The sequence below is a fragment of the Sphingobium cupriresistens genome (assembly GCF_004152865.1).
In the GTDB taxonomy this organism is placed as follows: Bacteria; Pseudomonadota; Alphaproteobacteria; order Sphingomonadales; family Sphingomonadaceae; genus Sphingobium; species Sphingobium cupriresistens.
Window position 1 is genome coordinate 1 of sequence record NZ_SEOO01000069.1, and the last position, 9,510, is coordinate 9,510.

At 58.2% G+C, this 9,510-nt stretch carries 9 protein-coding genes and 1 pseudogene; 5 read left to right on the forward strand and 5 right to left on the reverse strand.

What is annotated here, in order from left to right; genetic code table 11:
* Window positions 1-315 precede the first annotated feature (315 nt).
* The 5 genes from EWH12_RS20810 to EWH12_RS20830 form a co-directional block, all read right to left on the reverse strand.
* Entirely contained in the window at window positions 316-600 is a 285-nt protein-coding gene (locus EWH12_RS20810) for a hypothetical protein (RefSeq protein WP_230461513.1), read from the reverse strand.
* Window positions 601-835: 235 nt separating this feature from the next.
* Entirely contained in the window at window positions 836-2,068 is a 1,233-nt protein-coding gene (locus EWH12_RS20815; protein WP_017184790.1) for an NAD(P)/FAD-dependent oxidoreductase, read from the reverse strand.
* A 106-nt stretch (window positions 2,069-2,174) separates the two neighbouring features.
* The gene (locus EWH12_RS20820; RefSeq protein WP_037478039.1) at window positions 2,175-2,489 is read right to left on the reverse strand and encodes a 2Fe-2S iron-sulfur cluster-binding protein; all 315 of its coding nucleotides are present in this window, start codon (window positions 2,487-2,489) and stop codon (window positions 2,175-2,177) included.
* Window positions 2,490-2,569: 80 nt separating this feature from the next.
* Window positions 2,570-3,433, reverse strand: a complete 864-nt coding sequence (gene nadC, locus EWH12_RS20825; protein WP_017184792.1) for a carboxylating nicotinate-nucleotide diphosphorylase — start codon at window positions 3,431-3,433, stop codon at window positions 2,570-2,572.
* Entirely contained in the window at window positions 3,433-4,767 is a 1,335-nt protein-coding gene (locus EWH12_RS20830) for a Rieske 2Fe-2S domain-containing protein (RefSeq protein WP_017184793.1), read from the reverse strand. The genes nadC and EWH12_RS20830 overlap by 1 nt, the downstream gene beginning before the upstream one ends.
* 57 nt (window positions 4,768-4,824) lie before the next feature.
* Between EWH12_RS20830 and EWH12_RS20835 the strand changes: the two genes are divergently transcribed.
* From EWH12_RS20835 to EWH12_RS23015, 5 genes and pseudogenes are all read left to right on the forward strand, one after another.
* Window positions 4,825-6,087 (forward strand): Gfo/Idh/MocA family protein, encoded by a 1,263-nt coding sequence (locus tag EWH12_RS20835; RefSeq protein WP_230461514.1) that lies wholly within the window; start codon window positions 4,825-4,827, stop codon window positions 6,085-6,087.
* Between the two features lie 2 nt (window positions 6,088-6,089).
* A complete protein-coding gene (locus EWH12_RS20840; protein WP_017184795.1) occupies window positions 6,090-7,082 on the forward strand; it encodes a PhnD/SsuA/transferrin family substrate-binding protein in 993 nt (330 codons plus the stop codon).
* Window positions 7,083-7,257: 175 nt separating this feature from the next.
* Window positions 7,258-7,740, forward strand: a complete 483-nt coding sequence (locus EWH12_RS20845; protein ID WP_017184796.1) for a MarR family winged helix-turn-helix transcriptional regulator — start codon at window positions 7,258-7,260, stop codon at window positions 7,738-7,740.
* Window positions 7,741-7,802: 62 nt separating this feature from the next.
* Window positions 7,803-8,843: a GTP 3',8-cyclase MoaA gene (gene moaA, locus EWH12_RS20850; protein WP_051034329.1), complete on the forward strand. Its 1,041-nt coding sequence runs from the start codon at window positions 7,803-7,805 to the stop codon at window positions 8,841-8,843.
* Between the two features lie 148 nt (window positions 8,844-8,991).
* Window positions 8,992-9,132 (forward strand): annotated as a pseudogene (locus EWH12_RS23015) (transposase); the annotation flags it as partial.
* Window positions 9,133-9,510 lie beyond the last annotated feature (378 nt).

Sequence of the window (9,510 nt, forward strand, 5' to 3'; positions counted from 1 at the left end):
TCCCGGCCCAATATCTCCACCGCCGTCCCTCGCTTTGGCTCAGGACGTCCATAACGACGTCCTTATGGACGTCTCTTACGCGCTCACATCACAGCAAGGCAGGCGGCCTCAACCGGTCGGTTACGATCAGACCTTGCATCGTCGTTGGATCCGACCGAAAAGACGCATGCGCCGTACTTCTTCGTTGGGAAACGCCATCCAAGTATCTGATGTGCATGCACACGCTCGGCCGCTAGCACATCGCACTGGGGGGCATATTTCGCGTTGATGGCGCGTGCGGTCCCCAGCCCGATGCTGTCGCCCAATATGAGGCACTCAAATACGGACCTGCTCCCCGGCATCGGGAACGTTGCTGTCTTGGTCTTCGATTTGTTGCCGGATTTCCGATACGTCCACCTTGCCGATCAGGTAATCCCCCTCATCCTTGAAAAACGCCTCAATCCGCTTCGTTTCGTCCAGAGGTGGCAAAAGCGAACCGAAGCGGGCCTGCCATTGCTGCTCTACAAAACCCAGGAGTGCCTTCCAGGAAGCCGCCTCGCTTGCGTGGACCTGGAGCATCTTATGACCCTCATGCAGGATGATAAGGACGGAGGCGTGCATGATGCTATCCATCGTAAGCGGCAAATCAGTACGGGCAGGCACGACCTGCCTTTTCGTCGCAAAACATGCAATTCCGGCCACCCGAAATCAAAAATACATATCAACTATGTCTATGTACTGCCAAACTGATTCTAGAAAATACAAGAAAAACCTTCACATGTGTAAAGAGAAAGTTTCAGTTAATTTTGTATATACTCAGAAATTTATCAGAATTGTTATTATAACAACAGTTCTATCAACTCACCAAAAGTGACTTGATAGGAATCTCAGGGTTTGCAAGTACAGATTTATCAGGAGTGGCCTGCGTGATAACGAGTGCCTTACCCTGAACATAGTCCTTCACAGAGTTGACGCAGTCAAGGGCCAGCACCTTACCCTTGCTAAGATATACGAGCGTGAAGCTGCGCGCTGCGCTCTGGCCCCGCACGACGACTTCATCGTATCCCAAGCTAAGCCCGATAGTCTGGAGCTTGAGATCATATTGGTTCGACCAGAACCAGGGAACGGCGTGGTACGGCGCGGCGTCACCAGCAATATGCCTGGCGGCCGTTATGGCCTGGTCATTGGCGTTCTGAACTGACTCCAACCGGATCCGCTGACCGCCAGCAAAGGGGTTGGCATGGATCGCGCAATCGCCGATCGCGTAAATGTTCGGCAACGAAGTCTGACAGAATTCATCGACTTCTACCCCGTTCCCGCTTGCCGCACCCGCCGCGATCAATGGCTCTACGGCCGGAACGATCCCGATGCCGACGACAACCATGTCTGCGGGTAAGACCGAGCCGTCAGACATCCGGACACCCGTTACCCATCCATCATGTCCAATCAGGCAATCCATTTTGGCGTTCAAATGGATCTCAACGCCATGCGCCCGATGTTCAGCCTCATAAAAACGAGAAAGCGGTTCACCAGCGACCCTTGCCAGCACACGATCCATCGCTTCCAGCACCGTCACTTGCTTGCCGAGCTTGGCGAGTACCGCAGCCGCCTCGAGGCCGATATACCCGCCACCGATCACCACGACATTCTGCACTTTCGGCGTCTCGGCCAGCATGCGGTCAGCGTCAGCACGAGTGCGGACGTTGTGGACACCCATGAGATCGCTTCCCGAACAGCTCAAGCGACGAGGCGCACCGCCAGTTGCCCAGATCAGCTTGCCATAGCCAATGCGGCTTCCGTCGGAGAGCACAACATTTTGCTCCGCCGGATCGACGGCCACAACCCGTCGCAGGAGCTGCAACTCGATATCGCGCTCGGCCCAGATTGCCTGAGGTCGAATGAGAATTCTTTCGAAGCTCTTTTCGCCTGAGAAATATTCCTTGGAGAGCGGCGGGCGTTCATATGGCGGATCTGGCTCATCTCCCAGCAGTGCCACACTTCCCGCATATTTATGCTGGCGCAGCGCGAGCGCGGCTTGAGCTCCCCCATGCCCGGCCCCAACAATAAGAACATCGTACCGCTCGCTCATGGGATAGATAGCTTCCTTACAGGATTACATAAGCCGTGCTTTGCTTGTCACGCCGTCGGTTAACGGCAAGAGCCTGATTGAGCTCTCTTTGCGAACTCAAGTGCCCTCAATCTTCCGGCGCAATCGTGATGCAAAGTCCGTCCAGAGCATCAGAGATAGTCAACTGACAGGATAACCGAGATCTTGAGCAACGGTGCTCGGACGAGTCCAGAAGATCGTCCTCATCCGTACTCATGGGTGGCAAGCGATCGAGAAACGCTTCATCGACCTGGATATGGCAGGTTGCGCAGGAGCAACACCCTCCGCACAATGCAAGCAACTCGTCGATGCCTGCGTCGCGGATCGCTTCCAGTAACGTGGTTGCGCCATTCGGTGTGACGGTCACGCGCTCGCCAGTGCGCGTTGTAACGGTAATCTCCATTAGTCCTCTAATTTCCAAATATGCTTTTTGGCAGTCTGCTATCGACTGAAAAACCTCCACGCCGCCTTGGCGCGCAAGGCTCATGGGGAAAGCGCGTAGTCCAATCCGATATCGGCCGCGGGAGCACTTTGGGTGATGCGCCCGACTGATACAAAATCGACGCCAGTCGACGCGATTTCCCTAATCGTATCGAGCCGCACGCCGCCTGACGCTTCGATGGGGACGCGGCCGCCGACAAGGGCGACGGCCTCTTTGAGCTTGGCAGGAGACATGTTGTCGCAAAGCAGACGATCCGCCCCCGCCATCAGCGCAGGCTCGATTTGTTCGATCCCGTCAACCTCGACCTGGACTTCCAGCCCGGTATTGGCGGCTTTCGCAGCCTTGACCGCTTCGACAATGCTGCCAGCGGCGGCGATGTGGTTGTCCTTGATCAGGATACCGTCATCCAGACGCATGCGATGATTCCGCGCCCCGCCCACCTTGGCGGCATATTTCTCGATCGCCCGAAGACCGGGAATTGTCTTGCGCGTATCGAGAAGGACGCAATCCGTACCGGCGATCGCTTCGGCATAAGATCGCGTCACCGTCGCGATGCCGGTCAGGTGCTGGAGCGTATTGAGAGCGGACCTCTCGGCCGCGAGCATGAGCTGCGCGCTTCCCGCAATTCGCATGAGGGGCTGCCCAGCGGCAACATTGTCCCCATCCTGCACCAGGAATTCGATAGCGACCTCGGGGTCGAGCTTACCGAAAAACGCGGCTGCCAGCTGGAGCCCGGCAACCACTATCGGTTGCCGGGCAGCCAGAACGGCGGAAAAGCGCGCGCTGGCGGGGACTGACACACGGCTCGTGACGTCTCCGCTCCCCAGATCCTCACTCAGAACATAATCGACGAAGTTGTCGAGTTGTTGCTGATCCAGGCCCGCGATCAAATCCGACTCACGCATCAGGAAACCGCGTCCGCCAGATCTTCAACTTCTTCCTTGTCGGCGAAGACGCCGGTCAAGCGCCTCTCCTCCTCGGAGACGTTGATCAGCCGCCAGTCATCGCCCTTGGGGACCATGCCCTCGAACGACATGAGCTTCGCCAGTGGCACGCGCGGTTCTACAGCACCCAGTGCCGGCTCGCCTTTCTGAACAGCCTGGGCGGCGCGATACATCTGGGTGCGGAAGGTGAAGATCGCCTTGTCGCTCGAGCCGAGCAGATCCTCGCTGCGGTCGGCGATCGGCCCCATCGATTCCCACATCGCCATGTCCTGACAGGGAATGCCGTAGATGCCGGTAAAGTCGCCGGCTTTCATCAGGGCCCGGTCCTGCAGATAGTTGTTTTCGGCGTTGCGCCGCTTTTTGAAGGTAACGGGCTCGACGTCCTTGCCAATCTCCGCCCCGCAGAACTTGCGCCAGGCATCCTGACTGATGCCCTTCGTCGGATGCCAGGCGATCCAATAGAACATGGTGTTCACATCGTCGATCGGAACCAGCATCTGTGACAGATGATATTGGTCGTTGGACGGGATGTGCACCGTGAACGGAGCCTGGAACAGAGTCATGCGTACATAGTCCTGCTTGTCCGCATCGATGATCGGCTTGCGGATAGCAGCATAACGAAAGCCGAACGGCGTTTTCTGCACTTCAATCTTGGGCGCCTTGTCGGCCGACGGGCGAAGCCACGCGGTGTCCGTAGCCGTCGAGCCGCTTACTTCGGTGGCCGTCGGCATGTTCGATGAATGCAGGCTCGAACTGTGCGCCGAATCGATCGACCCTTCGAGAACCTGCGCCCAGTTGCAGCCGCCATGCATTTTCACGATGCTGATCTTCTCAGCCGGCGCGGCCGACCAGTTCGGCGGGCTGAAAGGGATGACATTTTCCGGGTCACCCATCCACACCCAGACGAAACCAGCAGATTCTACCACCGGATATGCCTTGGTCTTCATCGTGCCGCGTAGCTTTGCATCGACCGGCTCGGAAGACATGTCGACGGCATTGCCGTCCACATCGAATTTCCAGCCATGATAAAGGCAACGCAGGCCGCATTCCTCGTTGCGACCGAAGGCAAGGGAAGCGCGCCGGTGCGGGCACAGCTCGTCGAGCGCACCGATGCGCCCCTCCGTATTGCGGAACACGACCATGTTCTCACCCAGCAAGCGAACACGCAACGGCGTGCCGTCTGGCTCGGCGACGTCCTCGATCATGCAGGCGGGCAACCAGTGCTGCCGCATCAGCTTCCCCATTGGGGCCTCGCCCTCCACACGGCAAAGCAGATCATTTTGTTCCGGAGTCATTAGCTACCCTCCTCATTTTGGCTTGGCACGAAGACGAATCACCCTCAGGATGCGCCCTTGAAATTACTTCTATATCGTAGTAATGGCTTTTTCAAGCCTGATTTTCGGGTTGAAGGGAGCGGCAGGCAAAGAATGGCAAATGCGTTGCGACTAGGAATCATTGGGCTCGGCCGGGGTTTCATGCTCACTCTGCCCGCGCTGAAGGCCGATTCTCGCGTAGCGCTTGCCGGGGCTTTCGACCTGCGCCGCGAAGCTCGGGAACGCTTCGCGGACGAATTCGGCGCGCCGGCGTTCGATACGCTCGACGCGCTCTTGTATTCGCCGGTTATCGATGCGGTTTATATAGCCACCCCGCATGAGTTGCATGCCGAGCAGGCCATCGCCGCTCTGCGGGCTGGAAAGCATGTGCTGGTCGAAAAGCCGATGGCGACAACGCTTGCAGATTGCGCGCGTATAGAGCGCGCCGCCGCCGATGCCGGCAAGGTGCTCGTGGTCGGACCCAGCCACGGCTTCGATGCACCCGTACAGGCTGCCGCGCAATTGGTTGCCTCAGGCAGGTTCGGTGCCGTGCGGATGGTCACGGCGCTCAACTTCACCGATTTCATGTTCCGGCCCAGGCGTCCGGAAGAACTGGATAGCGCCCGTGGCGGCGGCGTCGTCTACAGCCAAGCGGCGCACCAGATCGATGTCGTGCGCCGCCTTGTCGGGCAGCCCGTTTCATCTGTTCGCGCCGTCGCCGCCAACTGGGATAGCAGCCGCCCGAGCGAAGGCGCCTATACGGCGCTGGTGACATTTGAAGCCGGTGCTGCAGCGTCGCTGACCTATAGCGGATATGCGCATTATGACAGCGACGAACTGGTGGGGTGGATAGCGGAGCTTGGCTATGACAAGGACCCGGATCGCTACGGCGAGGCGCGTAAGAGGCTTGCGACGCTATCATCGCAGGATGAAATCGAAGCCAAACTGAAGCGCACATACGGCGTCCCGGCTGTCGCTGCCGACACGCCAGCGCCGCATCATGAGCATTTCGGTTTCATCATCGTCAGCTGCGACCGCGCGGACCTGAAACTGTCGCCCAAGGGGCTCTCAATTTATGGGGACACCGAACGCGATTTCCAGCCGATCGAGCCCCCTGCCCTGCCGCGCAAGGAAGTCATCGACGAGTTTGTCGGCGGTTGCCTAGGCATTCGCCGCCCGATCCATGACGGGCGCTGGGGACTTGATACCATGGCCTGTTGCGTCGCGCTCCTCGAATCGAGCCGACGCAATACGGACGTAGCGCCCAACCAACTTCTCGACACTCTATCGGAGAAACCGTGACAATGACCAGACTGAGCCTTTCCCTCGCCTGTTGGGGCTATGACCGCACCGAAGCCCTCCAGACGGGCGCGGTCCGGCCCGACGGCATCGACCTCAACTTTCAGGTTCTGGATGTCGAGGAAACCTTCTTCCGCATGCTGCGCAATCGAGAATTCGATGTCGCTGAACTGTCGATGTCGTCCTATTGCGTGACCCTGGGCCGCGAGAATCCTGGCTTCATCGCCATTCCCGTCTTTCCTTCGCGCTTCTTCCGCCACTCCTGCATTTTCGTCTCCGCCAAAAGCGGCATCGAAAAGCCCGAGGATCTCGTCGGCAAGCGGATCGGCGTGCCTGAATATCAGATGACGGCTCCGGTCTGGATCCGCGGCATCCTGCAGGACGAGTATGGCATTGATCCTGCGTCGGTCACCTACGTCACGGGTGGTGAAGAGGAGCCGGGGCGCGAGGAGAAGCTGAAGCTCAATCTACCCGACAAGTTCAAGGTCGAGCCGATCGGACCCACCCAGACCTTGAAGCGCATGCTGGCGGATGGAGAGATCGATGCGCTGCATACTGCGCGGGCGCCGTCGACCTTCTATTCGGAGCCGGGCAAGGTTCGGCGCCTCTTCCCCAATTTTGTGGACGTTGAAAAAGCCTATTTCGCGAAGACAGGAATCTTCCCGATCATGCATGTCGTGGCCATCCGGCGAGACGTGTATGAGAAGAATCGATGGATTGCTCAGGCGCTTTACAAGGCATTCGTAGAAGCCCAGCGGTTGAGCTATGAACAATTGTTGGTGTCGGCATCGCTGAAAACGATGTTGCCATGGCAGATCGCCGCAGTGGAGGACACTATTGCTACGATGGGCAGGGAATGGTGGCCCTATGGCATCGAAAAGAACCGCCACGTCATCGAGACATTCACGCGTTACCATCACGAGCAGGGCCTGTCGCCCCGCCAGCTCACCATAGAAGAGATGTTCGCGCCCGAGACTTTCGCCGAGTTCCGCATCTAAGAAACCATCCTGCACGAGGCCAGTCTACTGCTCACATGATGGTCCTCGGGACACGTTTAATATCCCGAGGACCATCATAGGAATATGGGTTTCGGGTGCCGGGTACGGTTTTGCGATGCGTTCGTGCGGCGTCTGTGCGAGTGGAGGATCGGTTGAACCCGTCAGGAGTGAACAGATGTCGAAGCACGCCCCCAAACTCGATCCGGAACTGAGTTTGGGCTATCAGGTTCGGCGCTGCCACCGACGGTTCGATCGGCTCTTGAGTGCCTATTTGGCCAAGCACGAACTCAAAACCGGTTTCTGGTACTATCTTCGTGTCCTATGGCTCAGGGACGGGGTGACCCAAAAATATCTGAGCGACATGACTAACGTCACCGAAAATACGACGGTCGCCATGATAAACGCCATGCTTCGGCAAGGGCTGGTGCAACGCGCCAAGGACAAGGATGATCGTCGAAAATTGCGGATTACTCTTACAGATCATGGCCGTGCGCTCGAAAAGGAGCTGATGCAATACGCGATCGACATCAACAAGGTCGCTGTTGCTGGCATCGAGCCGCGCGAAGTTGAAATCTGTCGATCGGTCCTCGAGCGCATATCAGCCAATCTCGCTGCCGAATTTGATAGGCTGCCTGCGAAGCCTGCTGACGAAGGATGACTCCTCCACATCATCCCTGGATCAGGGGCAACAGGCCATGAACAGGGAGGGACGTGTGCGCCATGGCTGAACGGGAAGGCCTCACGGCCACTCCAACTCCCGATAGAGGGAAGCCTTGGCGCAGCCTGACCGACCGTTTCGGCCGAACGATCACTTATGTCCGCCTGTCCGTCACCGATCGGTGCGACCTGCGCTGCCGTTATTGCATGGCCGAGCGCATGGAGTTCCTGCCGCGCCAGGACCTCCTCACCCTGGAGGAACTGGCGGAACTGGCCGATGCCCTGATCGCGCGAGGTGTGCGACGCATCCGCCTGACCGGTGGCGAGCCTCTGGTCCGTCGCGGCATCGTCGGGTTGGTGGAGGCGATCGGCCAACACATCGGCAACGGCCTTGATGAGCTGACGATGACAACCAACGCTACCCAGCTCGCCACAGTCGCGCGCGACCTCCATCGATATGGCATTCGCAGACTCAACATCAGCCTCGACAGCCTCGACCACGAGCGCTTCCGGGCGATCACCCGGCGCGGCGACCTGGACCAGGTGTTGGCCGGGATCGCCGCCGCGCAAGACGCGGGCCTCGCCGTGAAGATCAACATGGTTGCGCTCAAGGCGCTCAACGAAGATGAAATCGGAACAATGGTTGGCTGGTGCGGCGAACGGGGATTCGATCTCTCGCTGATCGAGACGATGCCGTTGGGTGCGGTGGAAGAAGACCGGACCAATCATTATCTGCCCCTCGACCTCGTGAAACGTCGGCTGGCGCGCGAATATGTCCTGATTCCGTCGCTCCACCGAACCGGCGGACCGGCGCGCTATTATGACGTTGCCGAAACCAGTCGGCGGATAGGCTTCATTACGCCCCTCACCGACAATTTCTGCGCCGGCTGCAACCGCATCCGCATATCGGCTACTGGCACCATTTTTGGTTGTCTCGGCCGCGACCAGCGCATCGAACTGCGCGATGCGATGCGTGTTGGTGGCCGGGATGCGATCGACGCGGCGCTGGATGCCGTAATGACCGCCAAGCCACTCCGCCACGAGTTCGACATTGCGCGATCACAGCCGGCTGTCGAACGCCATATGAACGTCACTGGCGGTTGAGCGCCTCCATGATCTTTTGTTCGCCGACGCAGTATGGCCGTTACTTTTTGCGCGGCTGGTCGATTGATTTTCATAAAATTGGTCTGCCTTGAGAAAATTGGTCCATTTCTGAAGAGAGCCCGAGCGGGCGAAAGGAATGGAGAAATATATGGGACGTCAGCGATTTACGCCGGAACAGATCATCGCGAAGCTGCGTGAGGTTGATGTGATTGTCGGGCGAGGCGGGACCACCGACGAGGCCTGTCGTCAGATCGGGATTGCCGAACAGACGCTATATAGGTGGCGTAAGGCGACAGCCGCTGCTTCATATTCGTTGATAATGTCGGTCTTCTTCGCCATGATAAGCTCGTACGCACTACGTTGTTCGACTGTCGCACGAGCTTAATCGCGCGGTCGATTCAGCTACCGTAGTAACGGCCTGTCATCAACAGCCAGCGCGTTCGTTTTTTGCCGTTTCTCTTTGACAATCCAGTTCTAAAGAAACGCTTGGAATCGGATGCGTCCTAACCGATCTGATGACAGACGAATTTCAAATTGAGAGGGACTGTCAGGATTTCCGTGTGCGGCCGGGCGGTTGATCATCAGGCCGCCATGGCTCTGATGAAACGTTCGCCGAAGATCACGGCAAATTGCGCCTTCGCCATGGTCCACTCACGTGGTGGCATCT

Coding starts and splice junctions, on each gene's coding strand:
- EWH12_RS20810 (WP_230461513.1), bottom strand. CDS start 600: ATGCACGCCTCCGTCCTTATCATCCTGCATGAGGGTCATAAGATGCTC.
- EWH12_RS20815 (WP_017184790.1), bottom strand. CDS start 2,068: ATGAGCGAGCGGTACGATGTTCTTATTGTTGGGGCCGGGCATGGGGGA.
- EWH12_RS20820 (WP_037478039.1), bottom strand. CDS start 2,489: ATGGAGATTACCGTTACAACGCGCACTGGCGAGCGCGTGACCGTCACA.
- nadC (WP_017184792.1), bottom strand. CDS start 3,433: ATGCGTGAGTCGGATTTGATCGCGGGCCTGGATCAGCAACAACTCGAC.
- EWH12_RS20830 (WP_017184793.1), bottom strand. CDS start 4,767: ATGACTCCGGAACAAAATGATCTGCTTTGCCGTGTGGAGGGCGAGGCC.
- EWH12_RS20840 (WP_017184795.1), top strand. CDS start 6,090: ATGACCAGACTGAGCCTTTCCCTCGCCTGTTGGGGCTATGACCGCACC.
- EWH12_RS20845 (WP_017184796.1), top strand. CDS start 7,258: ATGTCGAAGCACGCCCCCAAACTCGATCCGGAACTGAGTTTGGGCTAT.
- moaA (WP_051034329.1), top strand. CDS start 7,803: ATGGCTGAACGGGAAGGCCTCACGGCCACTCCAACTCCCGATAGAGGG.